The following is a 20198-nucleotide window of genomic DNA, read 5'->3' as shown; positions in this document are numbered from 1 at the left end:
GCAGCTTTTTTACTTTGTTATTGTCCAGTTATCCGAAGGCTCCTGGTTTTGCCATAAACCGGGACAAGGCTCTATTTGATGGGTTTGGCTTTCGTTTATTTATTAAACTTTTGCCTATTTGATGTAAGCCGTTGCCTATTCAATGTAAGCATCGTACAGGGCGCTAATGCAGTCTTCAAGCAAAGGGTTGAAGTCATCGCTGTCGGGAATATTGCAGCCGTTTGTAATGACAATAAAGCCATATTTCTTTGCAGGGTTGAAAAATAGTGCACTATAAAGCCCGTAAGCCGAACCCGTATGGCCTGTCAAAGTAATCCCCGGTATAATTTTAGAATTATTCATCATAGCTAATCCATAGCCCGATTCCTTATTTACAGCGGTCTGCATAATCTTCGCATACTTTTTATCGATGATGTTTTTTCCCTGACTATGGCCGTAATTCATATGCATCATCATATATTTAGCTAAATCTAAGGCAGATATTTTCATTCCACCTGTCGGAGAGAGCACAGGAGTGCTATAGCCCAAGATGTACTGATTGAGTTCCTCCCGACGTGGATTATAGGCACTGGGTTCTTCATGCGGTGTACCTTTAGCATCAAAGGAATATAAAGGAACAAATCTTCTTTGGTCCAAAGAGTCGATACAATAACCACCATATAGGTTGAGCGGTTTGAGGATATGGTTAACAATATAGCTGTCGACGCGTGTATTGGTCAGTTTCTCCAGAACAGCTCCTGCCATATTAAAATTGAGATTACAATATTGGTATTGTGTGCCGGGTTCATAAAGATTGTAGGAATCTTTCCAATTGGGGTTCTTGGATGGATTGATGACATCTAGGTTGAAGTAACCGTTTTTATCATTGATACTGGAGGTATGGGAAAGGATCATCCGGACGGTGATTTTTTTGCCTGGAAAATTCGGATTTCTGATTGGGAAACCTATCAAATCCCCGAAGTCGTCGTCGAGTTTGCATCGGCCATCCGCTATTAATTGCATCAATGATGTTGCGGTGAATGACTTTGAAATCGAAGCAATCCGAAAGAGGTCATTTTCTCCGAGAGGCGTTTTGGTTTCCAAGTTTTTGTAACCATAATTTTTGTGATACTCAATTTTATTGTTTTTGACGACGACCACACTGAGCCCTACGGCATTATAGCGACGCATAATTTCTGTAAGATCATGATCAACCTGTGTGTGCTGGCCAAGCAAAACTGTGGGAACGAATAGATAAATAAAGACGGCGAGTAGGAGCTTATACTTTCTCATTGGATTGATTAGTTGGGATGTTAGTTCTGGTATAAATGTAGGAAATACTGATGAATAATAGAAATAGTTACAATGAATCCGTGCAGCATATCATAGTTGCTATACAGCTCAATCATGCTTTATTAGCGTAATAAACTATTTTTATTTAAAACTATTCTAAACAATAAAATAATATCGTATGTTTGCGCCGACAAATAATTTTTACGAACTCACAATTTATTAACATGAAAAGAACTTTTCTAGGACTTGTTTTAAGTCTAGGATTAGTAGGAGCAATTCATTTGGATGCATCGGCGCAAAGTAAGGGGATACATGGCCGTGTTAAAACCAAAGATGGTGCACCAATTGAATCGGCTACAGTAACCATAGTTTCTTTAGGTAGGTCTACTTCGACTTCAGGTGATGGAAGCTTCCATTTCTCTAATCTTCCGGATGGAACCTATACTATTCGGATCAAAAGTATCGGAAATGGAGTCGAGGAGCGTACTATAGAGGTTAAAAATGGAAAGGCGATGGCCGTGAATGTTGCTTTGAATATTTCTGAATCTCAATTGGAACAAGTGGAAGTCGTGGGCTACAACTCGCACAACAGCAAAACAGTGAATGTGGGTAAAGCAGGGATTATTGACCGGGATTTGCCGCAGAGTGTACAAATTATAAACGAACAGGTAATTGCGGATCAACAGGTTAATCGCCTGAGCGACGCGCTAAAAAATGCAAACGGTGTCGCGATGGGAGCGAACCGTGGTGGGGTCAACGAAAATTTTTACGCAAGGGGCTATAGCTTAGGCGGAAATAATATATTTAAGAATGGCGCGCGAACCAATAATGGAGGTTCGATTGAGGCGAGCACCTTAGAATCTGTCGAGATTTTAAAAGGAAGTTCTGCTTTGTTGTATGGCGTTGTATCTGGTGGGGCCGTTGTAAACCTAGTGACGAAAAAGCCTAAATTTTATTATGGAGGCGAAGCGTCAATGCGTGTAGGAAGTTATGACTTTTATAAACCAACAGTAGATGTGTATGGTCCAATCTCCAATAAGGTTGCATTCCGGGTTATCGGAACTTATGAAAAAGCGGGTAGCTTTAGGGATCAGGTCACATCAAAACGTACATATGTAAATCCTTCTGTTTTATATAAAATATCCGATAAAACTGATCTCAACTTTACATTCGATTACTTAAAAAGTGATTTTACGCCGGACTTTGGAATGGGGACCGTGGATGGTAAGTTGAATAATGAAGTTGGAAGAAACACTTTTATGAATGTGCCTTTTGCTTTCAACAGAACAAATACCTCAAACGGGCAGATCAATTTGAACCATAAGTTTAATGATTCATGGAATTTAAACGCAATAGCAAGTTACCAAACCTACGATCGTGATTACTATGGATCAGATCGGATTCAAGCGAATAAAAATGGAATTGCTCCACGGAATTTAACCCGATCCAAATCAAATGAGTTTACAGCCAATCAGCAATTGAATCTAACAGGAACTGTAAAAACAGGGGCGATCAAGCATAAGATCTTGGTGGGAGCAGATGCCGATCAGTCGCATTCAAATGCGTATGCCTATAAAATTGATGCATCTAAAAATGTGGGCGGTGTATACGATTCTATTTATGTCTTTAATCCCTCGCAAACTGCGCAGCATTTGGCTTCGGGAAATGGACTTCGGACAGATATGCCACAAGCGGATTTATTGACCAAAACAACGACGGATATCTTTCGTTATGGCGTATTTTTTCAGGACCTAATAGAAGTTACTGAACAATTTAAAGTGTTGGCTGGTATTCGCTACACGTATCAGCGTACACCGAATTCGGAAAAGTATACTTATGCGACGAATCAATCGGAAGAGATTATTAATCTAGATGGTCAAAAAAATCCGATTGGAGCAAAAGTGGATAAAGCATGGTCGCCTAAATTTGGATTGATCTATCAGCCGATCCGCTCATCAAGTGTCTATGTCACTTATGCAAATAACTTTACATCGAATTCGGGATATGATGTGAATTACCAACCGATGGCTCCCTCTATCATCGATCAGTATGAGGCCGGTGTGAAAAATGACTTTTTCAACGGTAGGTTATCCGCAAATGTTGCTTGGTATAGAATTAACAACAATCGCTTTGCCCAACAGTTATTGGTGCTTCCGAATGGAACAAGCAATAGCGATGCAAATATGAAAGAATTTTCTGGAAAGACGGCTTCAAGCGGATTGGAAGTTGATGTTACTGGAACCTTACTCCCAGGACTGAATGTAATTGCAGGTTATTCCTACAATTATATGCGTTATACCGAAACCAATCCGATTTCAAGTTATACAACCATCGTTGATGGTAAGGAGAAAGTGACTGAAATTTCTGGGAACGAAGAAAATGTACGTCTGGTAGGAACCACAGCACATACGGCTAATGGGACCGTGTTTTATACCATTCAAAATGGGACAGTTAAAGGACTGAAATTAGGTTTTTCCGCATTTTATACAGGTCGACGTAATGCAGGTTGGAATAATACTAAGATCAATGTACGCGATGGCCTCAATCGTCTGATCTCTGTTAGTCCATTTACGACCATAGATTTCTCCGCTGGTTATGCTTATAAAAACTGGAGTATTTTGGGTAAATTATCCAATATTACCAACGCGTTTAATTATTATATCCATGAAAACTATAGTGTGAATCCGATTCCACCGCGTAGTTTTATGGCAACGCTAGCGTATAAATTCGAGAAGAGGTAATATTGCTCTTCGATCCAAAAAAAAGGAGTCAGCAACATGCTGACTCCTTTTTTTATGCTGGAATTTCAATAGATGCCCCTTTAGGACGCATTGAAATCAATATACTCTTTCTGGATACAGGCTATAAATTCGCCTAATGCACTGTTTTTACTTTTTATATTAGAGACCAGGATCACTTCTGTTTTGCTATCCATATCTTCAAGCTTCATGATTTTTAGGTTTAAATGCGGGTATTGTTTGATGGTGGAATAGGGGACGACTGCCAGGCCCAACCCCTGTGCTACCAACTCAAGGATGGAAGACATCGAATTGCTCTGGTGTACAATCTTAGGTTCGAAGCCCATGCGATTACAGGTGTTAATAACAAGCCGGTGATATTCGGAGGCGTATTTCTGATTGAAAGAAATGAAACTTTCATTAAAAAAGTTGATCGCATTAAATTCCACCTGTGAAGGACCTACAATCACCATAGGGTCTTCGAAAAGAGGAGTGGTCAGCAATTCATTTGAATAAATTGGAGCGCGCATGATGCCTAGATCCAATTTTCCATTTTCCAACGCCAGCTTCTGCTTCTGTGTCGAAGTTTCAAAAAGACTAACCCTTAAGTATGGAAACTTTTGTTGAATTTGCTTCAATACTGTGGCAAGCATCTTTTTTGGTGTTGAACTGATATAGCCTAGTTTGAATTCTCCGGAGATATTGTTGTGAATCTGTTTGGTGATCGTTTTGCTGTGCTCTATGTTCTGCAGAATCTCTAACACTTCCTCCAAAAAGTATTTACCTGCTTCAGTTAGCTCGACACGTTTGTTGGTCCGGAAGAAAAGAATAACACCCAATTCGTCTTCTAGATCTTTAATCTGCCGGCTTAATGGGGGCTGGGACATAAATAAGCGTTCTGCTGCTCGGCCAAAATGAAGCTCTTCGGCTACTGTTTTGAAATAAATGAGATGTCGGATTTCCATCGATACTTTTTTGGTATGAATTGATGACAAAATAAATATTTTTAATGAATTCCAGTTAGTCCTACCTTTAAATTATTAAAAATTAATGGATGAAATGCCCGATGGACTGTAAGATACAGCTGTAGGGGGAATCTATCTGAACTTTAGAGCATAAACAATTTAGAGATGAACAAAGCTACACTACAGGAGATTGAAACACGGTTTGACAATGATGTCGAACGGTTCTCAAATTTAGAAACAGGTCAAGCAACCACATTGGATGCGGTATGGAATATGGAGCTTATTACGGATGCCATTGTCAGTCTTTATCCAAACGCTCAAAATATATTGGACATTGGATGTGGGGCTGGCAATTACGACGTAAAACTATTGCAAAAATTGGAGTCTAATCCAAATGTTAGTCTGTTGGACCTGAGCCAGCCCATGTTAAATAGGGCAAAGGAACGCGTTGGAAAATTGACCAACGGAGAAATTCATTTGATTAAAGGCGACTTTCGTACTGCTGCTTTGGAAGAAGACAAATTTGATGTCATCATCGCAACATCCGTTTTACATCATCTTCGAGATGATAAAGATTGGGAAAATGCGTTTGGCAAGCTGTTCCGCTTATTGAGAACCGGGGGAAGTGTGTGGATTTTTGATTTGATTGAGCAAAATAATGAACAGCTTCAAAAATTAATTTATAGAGAAAAATATGGTGAATACTTAACTAGCCTGAAGGATGAACAGTACCGTGATCATGTTTTTGACTATATTGAACACGAGGATACACCAAGATCGCTGATTTATCAACTCAACTTATTGACACAAGTTGGCTTTAAAAATGTTGATGTTTTACATAAAAACCTTTGTTTTGCTTCTTATATGGGATTCAAATAGGCGCTGGAAAAAAGTGTAAAATAAATAAGGCGATACGGGGAGTATCGCCATAAAATCACACTAACTATTAAAAAACCTATAGGACTAGGAATTTACAAATTCAATAAACCAATGTATGTCTCATCCCACGCTCCTCTACTTTTATTCCTCGTCACATGCGAGATGTCAAATAAATAATAAAATGTAATTATTAAGGTCAATACTTTAAAAAAATCAAGTATTTCCATTGGTTTACGTAAAGATATGTCTTTATTTTTTAAATACAAATAAAAATGATGAAAATTGAAAAATTATTATTATTTGACCGTTTTTAAGAATTCTTCCCAGGCGATCTGATCTGTTTTGAAGGTCAAATCTTCCGTTAACACCGATTCAATCGGTACCCATCGAAAAGACTGAAGCTTATTATCTTCAGGTTTCTGATCAGGATCGAAGTCAAAGGCTTTGGTAGTCGTTCTGATCTGAATAGCTGAGGTATTCTTGACCTGATAGTAAATCGATATGATTTGGCTATCGTTAAAACTTGATTTCTCATAAAAGTCTGTGGTGTAAATATGTTTAACCACAGCAATGTCAAAAGCACATTCTTCCTGATACTCCCGGATCAAAGCATCCAATAAGCCTTCTCCGTATTCTAAGCCCCCACCAGGGAATTTGGTAAATGAAACATTTTCCGTTCTTTCGTCGCTGATCAATACCTCTTGATTTTCATTGATCAATATTCCGTACACTCTTACGTTAAATGGAAACATGGATTAATTATGTTTGTATATATTTTAGTTTCTGTCTTTTACAGTGGCATAAAACCATTGTCTACTGCAAATTCATCCAATCCGATATAAGAATAATGTCTCGGAAGAAACCAGCCAATTGCTTCCATGATGTTGGTGAATTCTTTTTCAGTCCTGAATTGGTTCGCAGCGATATTGAATGCCAAATCTTGTGAAGCATTTTCTTCATCTTTATAATTACGCGCAATGAGCATCACCTTTGCATTCTTTACGCCATAATAATCTAAAAATTCACGTAATTGGTTGCGGACAGCCTGTGGAAGAATGGTCTCGGCAGGTTGCCCCACTAATATTTCTTCATCTTGACCGATAATCGTTTGTTCATTTTTCTTTGAGAAAACACTATCATCTGTATAAAACTCTCCGTTTAAAAAGTAGTTAACCAAGTCGCCGTAGGTGAATACCCAGTCGGGGTTTTCATTTTGTGTATTGATAGCAATACCAAAACCTTTTGGCAACACGAAATCCTTCAGCCGATTTTTAATGACAAAGGCCTGAAAGTTCTGATCTTTCGGAACACTTTCGAGTTGAAAATAGGGGAACCCATCAGGACCAACAACCACTTCTGTTTCTGCTAATTTTAAGGTGCATTCAGCAATATTAGCCAGAAAAATATCACGCCACTCTTCATCCCGCTCTTCAAAGGGAACTTCCATCAGGCTATTTATTATAATCGTTTTTTCCAGGTCTCCCAAACGATTATCATTCGCATTGTTGCTATCGTCAAATAAATGTATTGTACTCATCTCGGATTGTGATTTTTTGATTTGCTGGTAAAAGTAAAAGAATATTTATTAATTAACGACGTTTTCTTGATTTCGAACCGCCTTTTCGTTGATTGTTTTGGCTGCTAGAACGCATTTTCTCCCAGCTCAATAAATAAGGATGTTGATCGTCAATTTTAATTTGCCGTTTTAAGGATAACTGTAATTTTATCCACTTTTCATTGTCCTCCGCATCGCAAAAGGTAAATGCTTTTCCCTCTGCTTCCGAACGACCTGTTCGACCGATTCGATGCGTATAGAGCTCGGCGGAATCCGGAATTTCGTAGTTGATGATAGCTTCTAGGTCCGGAAAATCTACCCCTCGAGCCAAAAGGTCCGTCGCAATTAATACACGTACCTCTTTTTGTCTGAATTTAGTAATAATCTCTTCTCGTTTTTGCTGCGCTATATCGCCATATAATGCCGAGCAAGAAATGCCATTTCGATCTAAATCTGTTGCGATGCGTTCGACAGCATGAACTGTTCGCGTGAAAACGATTACTTGCTGTGCAATACGGTTTTCAAGGAGATAACGCAGAAGGGTCTTTTTATCATTTTTATCAACATAGAGGACAGATTCTTCTATTTGACCCTTTTTGGCCGTTGTTTCTAGGTTAATCTCAACAGGGGTACTTAATCTTTTTCGAACAATTTTTTCGATTTCAGGGGTTTTCGTAGCTGAACTGAAAATGGTTTGTCTCTCAGCAGGCAATGTGCTGATGATTTTATTGATTTCTTTCGTGAAACCGAGATCTAACAATTGATCGAATTCATCGATCACCAGGATATCTATCGTTTTTAGATCGATAATGCCTTGTTCAATAAAATCCAGCAAACGTCCTGGAGTCGCAAGGACCATCTGGGCTTTCGGATAAACGTCGAGTTGACTTTCATAAGTTCCGCCACCATAGAAGCTGGCGATAGTCAACTCCATTCCATCGATAAGCCCCGATATGCGCTGTTTGGTCTGTATACAGAGTTCGCGTGTAGGAAGGAGTATAAGGACCGATAAATGATCTGCGGTAATCTTGGTTCGTAAACGCTGAATAATGGGGATAGCGTAAGCCTCCGTTTTTCCCGTGCCGGTTGGGGCAATCGCCAAACAGTCTCTACCTTCCAAAATGGCAGGGATAGCTATTTCTTGAATAGGTGTAAGCGAAGAAAGCTTTTGTTTTTCAAGATTAGCGACAAGGATTTTATCTAGTTTAAGTGCTGAAAAATTCAAAATGATGAATGTAAGACCCAAAAATAAAAATTAAAAAGGACAATGGTGTTTTTGCCTGCTGATTGGAATTAAAAATCTGTAAAAATTAGGATTTTTTGTCAAAAAGTACTAATTTGAGAAATTAGAATATTCTATTTCAAATCTGAATTATTGATTATCAATTTATTTGATAAACACCAATTATATAGAATAATATTTTTGTTAAATTTGTTGAAACAAAAAAGAATATGTTTGATACTGCATTTGACCAAAACAATGAATCTATTTCCACTTTGAGCTTTGACGAGTTCAAAAAGATTATTGTGAATGATTATCGAACTGCCTTAGAAAGTCGTTACGTGAGTTTATTGGGACGTAAAGAAGTGCTTACAGGTAAGGCTAAGTTTGGTATTTTTGGCGATGGAAAAGAATTGGCACAAATCGCGATGGCTAAAGTTTTCAGAAATGGGGACTGGCGGTCGGGATATTACCGTGACCAAACATTTATATTTGCTTCTGGCATCAGTGATGTCTATCATTTTTTCTCTCAATTATATGCCCATCCCGATGTTGAGGCAGATCCTTCTTCTGCAGGAAGGCAAATGAACTGCCATTTTGCCACGCGTGTTGTGGACGACCAAGGTAACTGGTTGGATCAAATGGTTCAGAAAAACTCGTTTTCAGATATTTCGACCACTGGCGGTCAGATGGCAAGATTGCTGGGCTTGGGCCTGGCTTCTAAGTTGTATAAGCAGAATAGAAATTTAGACTATCTATCTTATTTTTCAAATAAAGGAAATGAAGTTGCATTCTGCACTATCGGAAATGCTGCTACTTCTGAAGGCGTATTTTTTGAAGTCATCAACGCCGTAGGTGTTCACCAGATTCCAACAGTGATTTCTATTTGGGATGATGGGTATGGGATATCTGTGCCTAATGAAATTCAAACAACAAAAGGAGATATCTCCGAAGTCCTCAAAGGTTTTCAGAAGGAAGACCTAACAAACGGGATCGAGATATTCAAAGTGAGGGGATGGGATTATGCGGGTTTATGTGAAACCTACGAGCAGGCCGCCCAAATTGCTCGCGAAAAACATATTCCATGTCTGATTCATGTGACCGAATTGACGCAGCCTCAAGGACACTCTTCTTCAGGTTCACACGAACGGTATAAATCGCAAGAAAGATTGCAATGGGAAACTGATTTCGATTGTATCGCGAAAATGAAAGAATGGATCGTAAGTTCTGGTATTGCTACCACAGAAGAATTGGATCAATTGGATCAACATGCTAAAGACCATGTTCGTCAAGAACAAAAACGAGCTTGGGCCGATTATATTAAAACATTGAGCATCGAAGCTCGGGAAGCTATTGATTTACTTCAGGGTATTCCAAATGAGCGGGCTGATTTTGCGTCAAAGAAATTGCAATCGATGGTTGAGCCTTCTTTGAAAGAAGTTTATGGCCAGGTTCGCAAGGTGTTGCACGAGCTTAAAGGTCAGCATAGCGATGGGCGCCAGCAATTATTAAATTGGTACAAAGAGAAGCAGGAACTGAATGAGAAACGTTATAATTCAAAATTATTTACAGATGGTGTAGATTCACCTGCTCACGTGACGGTCGTACCTGCAGTCTACAGTGAAGAAGCTAAAGTGGTCGACGGACGTGAGGTCTTGAATCTATGTTTTGAAGAGAACTTCCGGCGTGACGAACGATTATTGGCGTTTGGAGAGGATGTCGGTAAGATTGGAGATGTGAATCAAGGTTTTGCAGGTTTACAAGAAAAGCTGGGTGTGCATCGTGTATTTGATACCGGTATTCGGGAGAATTCAATTATAGGAAAAGGACTAGGTTTGGCAATCCGTGGACTTCGCCCAATTGCTGAGATCCAATACCTGGATTACCTAATCTATGGTATTACAGTAGCAAGTGATGATTTGGCAAGTTTAAGTTATCGCACCTTTGCAGGTCAGAAAGCACCATTAATTATTCGTACACGTGGCCATCGATTGGAAGGTATATGGCATTCCGGATCGCCCATGTCAGTAATTTTAGGATCTTTGAGAGGTCTGCATGTATGTGTGCCGCGTAATATGACCCAGGCAGCAGGTATGTACAATACGTTGTTCCGCTCTGACGAACCTGCTATCGTTGTCGAATGTCTGAATGGGTATCGTCTAAAAGAGCGTCTACCAGAAAACGTTGGTGAATTTACTGTGCCAATCGGTTATGCCGAATGTGTTAAAGAGGGGCGGGATATCACGGTGGTATCCTATGGGTCAACTTTACGTGTTGTTGAAGAAGCGGCCGTGGAATTGGAACGTTTGGGGATATTCATCGAAATTATTGATGCACAAACATTGCAGCCTTTTGACAAAGGAAAACTTTGTGCTGAATCGCTGAAGAAAACAAATAAACTACTTATTGTGGATGAGGATGTGCCCGGTGGGGCCTCAGCTTTCATCTTGCAAGAGATATTAGAGAAACAAAATGGCTACTATCTATTGGATAGTCAGCCGAGGACACTGACTGCAAAAGCACATCGTCCGCCATATGGCTCAGATGGGGATTATTTCTCGAAGCCATCTTCTGATGATGTTGTCGAGACAGTGTATGCAATTATGCATGAAGCTAATCCAGAAAAATATCCATCTATGTTTTAATAGATGGATATCTTTTTGCTTTACTAAGCTAAATATTCCAACGGCTGGGATGATATTTTAATTGAATATACTCGCAGCGCCAATCATAGCGGCTTTTTCACCAAGTATTGCTGTATAAATTTGAAATCTTTCAAATTCACTTCGGTCACCAATGAAAATAGGTAGCGCTTTGGCGATATTGCCACCGACTATAAATATTTCAGCAGCATGTTTCTCTGCGAAGAACTGCATAAAATCAAAGAGATGTTTAGCATATTCATCTTTGATGATTTGAAATTCCTTAGTTTCCCGATGATGATCTAAAATATCTTTAAGTCCCGTAACATCTTTTCCTGCTACTTCTTTGAAACGTTTGATGAACCACCGTGTGACAAGAAATTCTTCGAAAATACAATCTTCGTAAGGGCTGTTCCATAGGGCGGCATCATAGGCTTTTTCACCTTGATTCCATACCGCAGATCCAAGTCCAGTACCCAACGTAATTCCTAATATCCGCTTGTTTGTTTGCAAGTTCTGTACGAATATTTCACCTTGTAGGAAGGCTGCTGCGTCATTGATAAAGTGGATAGACGTAGGCGGAAGTCCCAGCTCTTCAGCTAAAAGCGCTTTGACATCCATGTTGTACAGATTGTCATATTTGCTTTGTCCCTGTATCTTAGATATTCCATTTTCGTAGTCAAAGGGTCCCGGCATAGCAATGCCGATGAACTGAATAGGAGCCGGTGAGGTGGCTATGATATCGCGTATAGCTGATGCCCAGGTTTGTAAAATCGTTTTAGCATCTCCTTGAGAAAAAACGTGGTTTCTGGCCACGTTTTCTAAGTATATATTCCATTGTTTTGTGTCAATGATACAGGCAGAAATATGTGTGCCTCCAATATCAACACCTACGACATAATTATCTTGCAGCATGTTTGTAACTTTGATTTTTAAGTAGATGATCCGCGATTACAAGTGCTGCCATAGCTTCCACAATAATTACTGCTCTCGAAACAACACAAGGGTCATGTCTCCCCTTGCCACTTGCAATAGCAGGGTTGCCATGGATATCCACTGTTTCTTGATCTCTCATGATAGTGGCAACAGGCTTAAATGCTACTTTGAAAGTAATATCCATACCATTTGAAATCCCGCCCTGAATCCCTCCAGAAAAGTTGGTATGTGTGTGCACTCGATTTAAATCATGGTCATCTGCTACAAATATATCATTATGTTCGGAACCTCGCAACTCCGAACCTGCAAAACCTGAACCATATTCAAAACCATGTACCGCATTGATGCTCATCATTGCTTTAGCAAGGTCTGCATGGAGCTTATCAAAGACCGGTTCGCCTAAACCAACAGGGACATGTCTGATGACAGCCGAAATACGTCCGCCAACCGTGTCACCCGCTTTTCTGACCGAGTCGATAAACTCAACCATTTCATTTGCTGTTGCTGGATCTGCACAACGTGCAATGTTAGCTTCCCGTAATTCAAGCAAAGCTTTTAGATCTTTGGTATCGACATTTGGTGCCTCGATGGTGCCTACCCCCGAAACGTGGGCAAAGATTTCGATGCCAAATTGATTCAGAAAGCTTTTTGCTACAGCACCAGCAGCAACACGGGCAGCGGTTTCCCTCGCCGAGGACCGTCCACCGCCACGATAGTCACGTATGCCATATTTCATCTGATAAGTGAAATCAGCATGGGAAGGTCTGAAAATATCTTTGATATGGGTGTAATCTTTCGAACGCTGGTCTTCATTTGGAATAACAATTGCTATTGGTGTTCCCGTTGATTTGCCCTCGAATACGCCAGATAAGATTTGTGCAGTATCACTTTCTTTTCTTTGTGTCGTGATCTTAGATTGACCGGGTTTTCGTTTGTCGAGCTCAGACTGGATAAATTCCTCGTCTATTGTTATATTTGAAGGGCAACCATCAATAATTACACCTATAGCTTTGCCGTGTGATTCGCCGAAAGTGCTAATTCTGAATAAATCGCCAAATGAATTTCCTGCCATAAAAATTAAATTTCAATAAACTTAGATAAATTTGCCTTTAAATGCAATTCTAAAGCACCAGACTGAATACAAATTATGAGTCTGTAACTCGAAGATGGCCTAGTAGATTACATTACAATTTTTGTCCCAAGCTAAAAGGCTATCTGGGAGATTGTATCATAAAACAGAGATTAATATTGATGTTAATCCCTGTTTTTGATATGTTAGTCAATTATAAAAGCTTGCGCTTGTAAATGTTTCCAAAAATCAGGATATGACTTTTCTACAACTTGAGGTTCAGCAATCTTGATTTGGTCAAAAACTAAAGCCAAAGGTGCGAATGCCATCGCCATGCGGTGATCCTCGTAAGTCTCGAAGGTCACATCTTCTGGTTGATATACACCTGCAGTTTTCAGATGGTATGTGTCACCATCTTCGATCAATTCAGCACCGAACTTCGCGATTTCGGTCTGCAATGCAGCAATACGGTCGGTCTCTTTAATCTTTAAGGTTTCTAGACCTGTAAAGGAAACATCACGTTTTAAAGCAGCTGCGACAACGACTACTGTTTGCGCAAGATCAGGGCATTCTTTAAAGTCGAACAAGGTTTTGTCTGAATTGATTTCTTTTTTAGTTAAATGCAATCCATCCGATTCAAAGCTCGAATAAACCCCAAAATGTTCCATAATGCTTATGATGGCAATATCGCCCTGTAAACTATGTTGTCTTAGCCCGGGCAATACGATCGAGGCATCTGCATCAGCTAGTGCTACAATAGCATACCAATAGGATGCTGCGCTCCAATCTGGTTCGACATATATGGTTTGCTTTTCAAATGCTTGCGGTGCAATTTTAATCGCATTCTCCGTCCATTCATATTGGATCCCGACACTTTTAAGCATATCCAAAGTCATGGATACATAAGGTCTGGAAGTTAATTCGCCTTCAATCTCTAAGGTAAGTCCCTTTTTTAATGCCGGAGCAATTAATAGCAGGGCCGATATATATTGACTGCTGATATTTCCTTTAATCTTAACACGGTCTTTTCCTTGAAATAATCCGCCTTCAATCTTCAAAGGAGGGTAACCCACCTTTTTTTCATAATGGATTTCGGCACCAATTTCTTTCATGGCATCGACCAATATCCCAATTGGACGCTGTTGCATGCGCTCTGTCCCTGTCAGGATAAAATTGCCTTTAACAAGGTTGAGGTAAGCTGTAAGGAAGCGCATAGCTGTTCCTGCAGGGCCTATGTCAATTGTATTATAACCAGGTTGCGGTTCTGACGCGATTTTTAATACGCGGTTTAGAGTAACCGTATCTGCAGCCTCAGAGAGGTTGGCTATTTCAACTTGTCCTTTGCTCAGCGATTGGATAATAAGAGCACGGTTGCTCTCAGATTTTGAACCTGTGAGTTGGACCGTGCCCTGTATCTTTTTTGCAGGATGCGTCAGCGTGATGACTTGTTGATTCATTATGCTTCTGCTGTTGGTTGCTCTTGCGTATTCATGACCGCATTTTGTTTGCGGATAGATTCGTTGTGAATTAATTCCAGGAATTTCGTCGCAAATTCGCTACCCAAAGAAAGCGCTTCCGCTAATTTTGTGCGTTTTTGAACAATTTCATCCCAACGGTTAACTTGCAAAATTGTCACGTTGTTATCGCGTTTGTATTCGCCGATTTTCTCAGCAATTTTCATGCGTTCACCAATTTTTTGGATGATCAAATCATCTAATTTGTCGATGTTGCTACGCAATTCTGCTAATTTATCTTCAAATGAAGGGTTGTCCGAAGCAGCTTTACGTAACGTCAAGTGGTCGATCAACTCGGCCAATGCAGCTGGCGTTACTTGTTGTTTTGCGTCAGTCCAAGCGACAGATGGATCGATATGTGATTCGATAATCAATCCTTGCATATCCATATCCATTGCTTTTTGTGCGATGTATGGTAACAATTCGCGGTTTCCACAGATGTGACTTGGATCGTTGATGATCGGTAGGTTTGGACAAGCCGTTTTTAACTGAATCGCTAAATCCCACATTGGTTCATTACGGAATGCTGTTTTCTCGTACGATGAGAAGCCTCTATGAATAGCACCTAATTTTTTGATACCAGCACGGTTGATACGTTCCAATGCACCGATCCACAGCGATAAATCGGGGTTTACAGGGTTTTTAACAAATACTGGAATATCTACGCCTTGCAAAGCATCAGCAATTTCTTGTACAGTAAATGGATTTGCCGTTGAACGTGCACCTACCCATAGTACATCCACACCAGCAGCCAAAGCTTCTTCCACGTGTTTTGCTGTAGCAACTTCAGTAGCTGTTAATAAACCTGTTTCTTCTTTCGCTCTTTTCAACCACTCCAAACCAATTGAACCGATACCTTCAAATTCTCCCGGACGTGTACGTGGCTTCCAGATACCAGCGCGTAAAATATTTACTTTTCCGGTATTTGCCAACAAATGCGCTGTTGATACCAGCTGCTCTTCTGTTTCTGCGCTACAAGGACCTGCGATAATTAAAGGTTTGTCTCCTGTATCCAACCAAGATTTTAAAGGAGTGATGTCTAATGTATTTTTCATGTTAAGTTTGATTATCTATTTTAATATTGTCTGCGTAAATTGTTAATTATAGTTTTTCGTTTTTGACATACTCGCCCATAATATTGAAATTGACACTATGTTTGAGTACTTTACGTATAGCTGCTTCGTAGTCTGTTTGTTTTTTCCATTCTACGTCGACGAAAAAATCATATTCATTGCGTTTTCCGATTACCGGCATTGACTGAATCTTGCTCAAGTTGATATTCTGTTCAGCAAAACATTGTAAAATAGTCGCCAGAGATCCCACTGTATTTCCTGTTTGGAATGATAATGACGCTTTATTGGCATTTTTATGTTCGACAACCTCATTCGATAGTACGAGGAAACGCGTTGCGTTCTTTTTATTGGTTTCGATTCTCTTTTCTAATATTTCAAGACCATATATTTCAGCGGCCAATGTCCCTGCAATTGCCGCAGTATCCGTCAATTTTCGCTCGGCAATCATTTTTGCAGTTGCAGCCGTATCAGATCCCTCGGTTATACGTACACCTTCAAGTTCAGAAAGAAATTCTTCACATTGGCGAATGGCAATCGGATGCGATTCGATGTGTTTGATGTCCTTTAATTTTACGCCCGGCAATACCATGAGATTCTGTTGGATGTTTAGGTAAACCTCCCCAGTGATATGGAACTTGTAATCTCTCAATAAATTATAATTCGGCAATAAGCTTCCCGCAATTGAATTTTCGATGGCCATAACGATATAGTCGACTTTTCTTTGCTTCAGCAATTCACAAGTTTTTTTAAATGAATCACATTCTACAATCTCAACTTCTCTTCCGAAAAATTTAAATGCGGCCTCTTCATGAAATGAAGCCTTTGCTCCCTGTATTGCAATTTTTAAACTCATTGTTTTTTGTTCGCTATGTTGTCTCCAAAAAAAAGAGTCCCGATCATTTGAACCGGGACTCTTCTTGTTTGTATTTTTTATGATTTATACACAATCTAATCCCGGCTCTTATTTTTAAAATAAAAGAAGTTAAAATAGAAATATGTATATGTTCTGTTCATCCTGTTGTTGTTTGACATTTCAAATGTACGAATGTTTTTGAAATATCAAAGAAAAAAATAATTTTTTATTAAAAATATCTGATTTATTTAATGGTTTTTTGACGCATTTTTAATGTGTTTTTCTAGCTTAATTTTATTGGTTTATTGTTATTTTTTTTTGAATATTTATTTTGTTATAATGTTGTAAATAAGTTATTTGTATTTTTTTTACAACAATTTTATTCTCTAATAAGCTTTAGTTTTTAGCTATTTTATGCACCAAAATTGATTAGTTTTTTGTGTGTTTTTTAGCTATATTTTTATATTAAATTTATGTGTTTTTAATGTTAATATAATCGCTTTTTTTAGCTGTTTTGTTAAAGAAGTATTTTACTACCTTTGGGCAAACGCTGGATTTTATGCTAAAACGAATTAATTTTTATGTGTGTGGCAGTGTGATCTGTTTGTTGTTGACAGGTTTCACTTTTAAAGGAGAGGAAAAGGACGCGAAAGTAAAGCGTGTTATTGATGGCGATACCTTTGTCATTGAAAATGGAACCCCAAAAGGGGAGAAAGTTAGGTTAATAGGGGTAGATGCTCCGGAAACGAGACGTACTGCGCGGAAGGAAATCGGGTACTATGGTCAAGAAGCGAAACAGTACTTAACGGCGATGTTGAACGGGAAAAGTGTGAAGTTGGTCTTTGACGTCGGAAAACGGGATCGGTATGGAAGACTTCTTGCCTATGTGTACGTTGGAAAGAAGTTTATCAATCGGGATTTGGTTGAACAAGGGTATGCAGTATCCTATACGCTGGCACCAAATGTACAATATGCAGAATTATTTGTAAAATTGGAACGTCAGGCTCGTCAGGAGAAGCGTGGTCTTTGGCGATAAATGAAATTTGAATCATGATTTTTGTTTTATTAAGTGTCATCTGCAGCGTTACCGTCGCTGTTTTATTAAAATTGGCAAAACAAAATGGAGTCGAAACCAAACAGGTTATCGTTTGGAATTACCCCATGGCAGTTGCACTGACCTATTTTGTCTTACAACCAGATCTAAAATCGTTCGTATGGGATGCAATGCCGATGACGTTGTATACGAGTTTGGCGGTATTACTTCCGGGAATGTTTGTTTTTATTGCTTTGTCCATTCGCTATAGCGGTCTGGTCAAGACAGAGATCGCACAGCGCCTATCGTTGTTCATTCCCTTGCTTGCATCATTTTTCTTTTTTCATGAAAAAATGGAAGGACACAAGATGCTGGGAATAGCCCTTGGTTTATTGGCCATCCTGTGTTCTATTGGTTGGCAAAAGAATCAGCATGTTAGCTCTGCAGACAGCCGTTATAAAGCGCTTTACCCGTTATTGGTATTTATCGGTATGGGCATAATTGATATCCTCTTCAAACAGGTTGCCTTGCATGTCAATATACCTTATATCAGTTCCCTATTTATTATCTTTGTGATGGCGATGTGTATTGCAATGGTGCTATTGCTGTATTTCCTTTTTGTGGAAAAGCAACATTTTTCAAAGCAAGCTATGGGCTATGGATTGGTTTTGGGTGTATTTAACTTCTTTAACATCCTTTTCTATATGAAAGCGCATCGTGCGCTACCAGAAAATCCATCAGTTGTATTTACGGGGATGAACATTGGTGTGATTTCATTGGGTGCATTAATCGGCGTCTTATTTTTTAAGGAAAGGTTATCGTTGTTGAATTATTTAGGCATAGCGCTTTCTATTGTTTCAGTTTTAATCATAGCATATCTATGAGTTTATTTGAAGATACTTACCGGACTATTGAAGCAAAATATGAGGGAATTTTTAGGGATAAAGGCAGTAAGTTTATTGCATATGCTTTTCCTTTTAAATCCGAAGATCAACTAAAAGATCTGATTTTGGAAGTGAAAGCGATTCATCCGAAAGCGAGGCATCATTGTTGGGCTTATCGCCTCACACCAGATCGTGCGGTCTTTCGTGTGAATGATGATGGAGAACCTTCGGGAACTGCAGGACGGCCTATTTTAAACGTTCTGCTGTCTATGGATGTCACCAACGTTATCGTAATTGTCGTTCGTTATTTCGGCGGTACCTTGTTGGGGGTTCCAGGCTTGATCAATGCCTACAAATCAGCAACCCAAGATGCTTTGACCGAAGCCGAGATTATCGAGCGTACAGTGAATGACCATTATAGTATTACCTTTGATTACCTGCATATGAATGATATTATGCGGATCATAAAGGAAGAGGGCGTGGAAATTGAAAAGCAGGAATTTGATAATCGGTGTTATTTGGAGTTTGAAGTCCGAAAAATGCAGGTCAATCGAATTGTGGATCGGTTTTCCAAAATAGAAGGCTGTCAGTTAACCTATTTGTATACAATATGATCAACGAATCGGAATTGATTTTAAACGCAGATGGAAGTATATATCATCTGAATTTGCTGCCGGAAGATCTGGCAAGTACAGTAATTACTGTTGGCGATCCAGACCGTGTAGCCAAAGTATCGAAGTACTTTGACCGGATTGAACTCAAAAAAGGGAAGCGTGAGTTTATTACGCATACCGGCTATCTGGGAAATAAACGGTTGACGGTAATCTCAACAGGTATAGGTACTGATAATATTGACATTGTGTTGAATGAACTGGATGCACTAGCAAATATTGATTTTGCCAATAGAACAGTAAAGTCGACGCTCAGCTCATTGCATATTGTACGCATTGGAACATCTGGAGCAGTACAACAAGATGTCGAGATGGGAACTATTTTAGCTTCTGCTTATGGAGTAGGTCTTGATGCCTTGATGAACTATTATCGGGGATCTTACGACGGCGAGGAGCAGGCGCTTCAGGTAGAACTAGCCAAATATTTCTCTGCATTAAACCTAAACCCCTACGTTGCGAAAGCTGGTGCAGGCCTTTTGGATCGAATTGCCTTTGATTTACCGAAGGGAGTTACGTTAACTGCGCCCGGATTTTATGCTCCGCAGGGAAGGACTGTCCGCTCCACGAATACGATTCCTAATTTTATAGATTTGATCAACTCCTTTCAATATAAAGGTCAGCGCTTCACCAACCTGGAAATGGAAACAGCTGGTATTTATGCGTTGGCTAATATGTTTGGACATCAAGCTTTATCCATCAATGCGATCTTGGCAAGTCGGGTAGATGGCCGGTTTTCTTCCGCACCTGAAGAAGTTGTTGATAAGGCCATACAGCTCGTTTTGGAACGCATTTAACAATTTTTCTGCGTCATGCAGAGGCGATGATAGTTTTTCTCAATGATGCGGTAAAAGAGTTGAAAAGAATTAAATATTGATTCAAATAGAAAAGGAGT

The 20198-nt window shown here is 39.5% G+C and carries 17 protein-coding genes; 7 read left to right on the top strand and 10 right to left on the bottom strand.

All coding sequences use genetic code 11. From position 1 onward, the window contains the following. Window positions 1-135: 135 nt before the first annotated feature. On the bottom strand, window positions 136-1272 hold the full coding sequence (locus B3E92_RS18840; protein WP_070566031.1) for a serine hydrolase domain-containing protein: 1137 nt from the start codon (window positions 1270-1272) through the stop codon (window positions 136-138). Window positions 1273-1496: 224 nt separating this feature from the next. Here B3E92_RS18840 and B3E92_RS18835 point away from each other — a divergent pair, with 224 nt between their 5' ends. Continuing rightward, on the top strand, window positions 1497-4013 hold the full coding sequence (locus B3E92_RS18835) for a TonB-dependent receptor (RefSeq protein ID WP_070566029.1): 2517 nt from the start codon (window positions 1497-1499) through the stop codon (window positions 4011-4013). Between the two features lie 80 nt (window positions 4014-4093). Here the strand turns inward: B3E92_RS18835 and B3E92_RS18830 are convergent, their stop codons facing one another. Then, a complete protein-coding gene (locus B3E92_RS18830; protein ID WP_236560271.1) occupies window positions 4094-5005 on the bottom strand; it encodes a LysR family transcriptional regulator in 912 nt (303 codons plus the stop codon). A 135-nt stretch (window positions 5006-5140) separates the two neighbouring features. On the opposite strand from B3E92_RS18830, the gene B3E92_RS18825 reads away from it, so the two are divergent. Further along, the gene (locus tag B3E92_RS18825; protein WP_046671831.1) at window positions 5141-5854 is read left to right on the top strand and encodes a class I SAM-dependent methyltransferase; all 714 of its coding nucleotides are present in this window, start codon (window positions 5141-5143) and stop codon (window positions 5852-5854) included. Between the two features lie 296 nt (window positions 5855-6150). Here the strand turns inward: B3E92_RS18825 and B3E92_RS18820 are convergent, their stop codons facing one another. From B3E92_RS18820 to B3E92_RS18810, 3 genes are read right to left on the bottom strand one after another with little or no spacing between them, the layout of a single operon-like run. After that, entirely contained in the window at window positions 6151-6606 is a 456-nt protein-coding gene (locus B3E92_RS18820) for an NUDIX domain-containing protein (protein WP_046671830.1), read from the bottom strand. A 38-nt stretch (window positions 6607-6644) separates the two neighbouring features. Beyond that, window positions 6645-7391, bottom strand: coding sequence for a hypothetical protein (locus B3E92_RS18815; RefSeq protein WP_070566025.1), 747 nt, complete (start codon window positions 7389-7391; stop codon window positions 6645-6647). A 52-nt stretch (window positions 7392-7443) separates the two neighbouring features. Further along, the gene (locus B3E92_RS18810) at window positions 7444-8634 is read right to left on the bottom strand and encodes a DEAD/DEAH box helicase (protein ID WP_070566185.1); all 1191 of its coding nucleotides are present in this window, start codon (window positions 8632-8634) and stop codon (window positions 7444-7446) included. 227 nt (window positions 8635-8861) lie between these two features. On the opposite strand from B3E92_RS18810, the gene B3E92_RS18805 reads away from it, so the two are divergent. Then, window positions 8862-11276 (top strand): alpha-ketoacid dehydrogenase subunit alpha/beta, encoded by a 2415-nt coding sequence (locus B3E92_RS18805; RefSeq protein ID WP_070566023.1) that lies wholly within the window; start codon window positions 8862-8864, stop codon window positions 11274-11276. Window positions 11277-11333: 57 nt separating this feature from the next. Here the strand turns inward: B3E92_RS18805 and B3E92_RS18800 are convergent, their stop codons facing one another. From B3E92_RS18800 to B3E92_RS18780, 5 genes are all read right to left on the bottom strand, one after another. Beyond that, the gene (locus B3E92_RS18800) at window positions 11334-12188 is read right to left on the bottom strand and encodes an ROK family protein (RefSeq protein WP_070566021.1); all 855 of its coding nucleotides are present in this window, start codon (window positions 12186-12188) and stop codon (window positions 11334-11336) included. Next, window positions 12175-13281: a chorismate synthase gene (gene aroC / locus B3E92_RS18795; RefSeq protein WP_046671826.1), complete on the bottom strand. Its 1107-nt coding sequence runs from the start codon at window positions 13279-13281 to the stop codon at window positions 12175-12177. The genes B3E92_RS18800 and aroC overlap by 14 nt, the downstream gene beginning before the upstream one ends. 203 nt (window positions 13282-13484) lie before the next feature. After that, entirely contained in the window at window positions 13485-14735 is a 1251-nt protein-coding gene (gene aroA, locus B3E92_RS18790) for a 3-phosphoshikimate 1-carboxyvinyltransferase (protein ID WP_070566017.1), read from the bottom strand. Next, on the bottom strand, window positions 14735-15847 hold the full coding sequence (locus B3E92_RS18785; RefSeq protein WP_046671824.1) for a chorismate mutase: 1113 nt from the start codon (window positions 15845-15847) through the stop codon (window positions 14735-14737). Before B3E92_RS18785 ends, aroA begins: the two co-directional genes overlap by 1 nt. A 46-nt stretch (window positions 15848-15893) precedes the next feature. Beyond that, window positions 15894-16718, bottom strand: coding sequence for a prephenate dehydratase (locus B3E92_RS18780; RefSeq protein ID WP_046671823.1), 825 nt, complete (start codon window positions 16716-16718; stop codon window positions 15894-15896). 559 nt (window positions 16719-17277) lie between these two features. On the opposite strand from B3E92_RS18780, the gene B3E92_RS18775 reads away from it, so the two are divergent. From B3E92_RS18775 to B3E92_RS18760, 4 genes are read left to right on the top strand one after another with little or no spacing between them, the layout of a single operon-like run. After that, entirely contained in the window at window positions 17278-17754 is a 477-nt protein-coding gene (locus B3E92_RS18775; protein WP_070566015.1) for a thermonuclease family protein, read from the top strand. Window positions 17755-17768: 14 nt separating this feature from the next. Further along, window positions 17769-18635: a transporter gene (locus B3E92_RS18770; RefSeq protein WP_070566013.1), complete on the top strand. Its 867-nt coding sequence runs from the start codon at window positions 17769-17771 to the stop codon at window positions 18633-18635. Continuing rightward, a complete protein-coding gene (locus B3E92_RS18765; protein WP_115046833.1) occupies window positions 18632-19249 on the top strand; it encodes an IMPACT family protein in 618 nt (205 codons plus the stop codon). Before B3E92_RS18770 ends, B3E92_RS18765 begins: the two co-directional genes overlap by 4 nt. Next, window positions 19246-20100, top strand: coding sequence for a nucleoside phosphorylase (locus B3E92_RS18760; RefSeq protein WP_070566009.1), 855 nt, complete (start codon window positions 19246-19248; stop codon window positions 20098-20100). Before B3E92_RS18765 ends, B3E92_RS18760 begins: the two co-directional genes overlap by 4 nt. Window positions 20101-20198 lie beyond the last annotated feature (98 nt).

It is taken from the genome of Sphingobacterium sp. UBA6317, assembly GCF_002440385.1.
In the GTDB taxonomy this organism is placed as follows: Bacteria; Bacteroidota; Bacteroidia; order Sphingobacteriales; family Sphingobacteriaceae; genus Sphingobacterium; species Sphingobacterium multivorum.
The sequence above is the reverse complement of the archived record's forward strand: the minus strand, read 5'-3'. Positions and strand labels throughout refer to the sequence as shown.

What these genes read in the sequence shown, in the direction of transcription:
- B3E92_RS18840 (WP_070566031.1), bottom strand. Translation starts at nt 1,272, where the DNA reads ATGAGAAAGTATAAGCTCCTACTCGCCGTCTTTATTTATCTATTCGTT.
- B3E92_RS18835 (WP_070566029.1), top strand. Translation starts at nt 1,497, where the DNA reads ATGAAAAGAACTTTTCTAGGACTTGTTTTAAGTCTAGGATTAGTAGGA.
- B3E92_RS18825 (WP_046671831.1), top strand. Translation starts at nt 5,141, where the DNA reads ATGAACAAAGCTACACTACAGGAGATTGAAACACGGTTTGACAATGAT.
- B3E92_RS18820 (WP_046671830.1), bottom strand. Translation starts at nt 6,606, where the DNA reads ATGTTTCCATTTAACGTAAGAGTGTACGGAATATTGATCAATGAAAAT.
- B3E92_RS18815 (WP_070566025.1), bottom strand. Translation starts at nt 7,391, where the DNA reads ATGAGTACAATACATTTATTTGACGATAGCAACAATGCGAATGATAAT.
- B3E92_RS18805 (WP_070566023.1), top strand. Translation starts at nt 8,862, where the DNA reads ATGTTTGATACTGCATTTGACCAAAACAATGAATCTATTTCCACTTTG.
- B3E92_RS18800 (WP_070566021.1), bottom strand. Translation starts at nt 12,188, where the DNA reads ATGCTGCAAGATAATTATGTCGTAGGTGTTGATATTGGAGGCACACAT.
- aroC (WP_046671826.1), bottom strand. Translation starts at nt 13,281, where the DNA reads ATGGCAGGAAATTCATTTGGCGATTTATTCAGAATTAGCACTTTCGGC.
- aroA (WP_070566017.1), bottom strand. Translation starts at nt 14,735, where the DNA reads ATGAATCAACAAGTCATCACGCTGACGCATCCTGCAAAAAAGATACAG.
- B3E92_RS18785 (WP_046671824.1), bottom strand. Translation starts at nt 15,847, where the DNA reads ATGAAAAATACATTAGACATCACTCCTTTAAAATCTTGGTTGGATACA.
- B3E92_RS18780 (WP_046671823.1), bottom strand. Translation starts at nt 16,718, where the DNA reads ATGAGTTTAAAAATTGCAATACAGGGAGCAAAGGCTTCATTTCATGAA.
- B3E92_RS18775 (WP_070566015.1), top strand. Translation starts at nt 17,278, where the DNA reads ATGCTAAAACGAATTAATTTTTATGTGTGTGGCAGTGTGATCTGTTTG.
- B3E92_RS18770 (WP_070566013.1), top strand. Translation starts at nt 17,769, where the DNA reads ATGATTTTTGTTTTATTAAGTGTCATCTGCAGCGTTACCGTCGCTGTT.
- B3E92_RS18765 (WP_115046833.1), top strand. Translation starts at nt 18,632, where the DNA reads ATGAGTTTATTTGAAGATACTTACCGGACTATTGAAGCAAAATATGAG.
- B3E92_RS18760 (WP_070566009.1), top strand. Translation starts at nt 19,246, where the DNA reads ATGATCAACGAATCGGAATTGATTTTAAACGCAGATGGAAGTATATAT.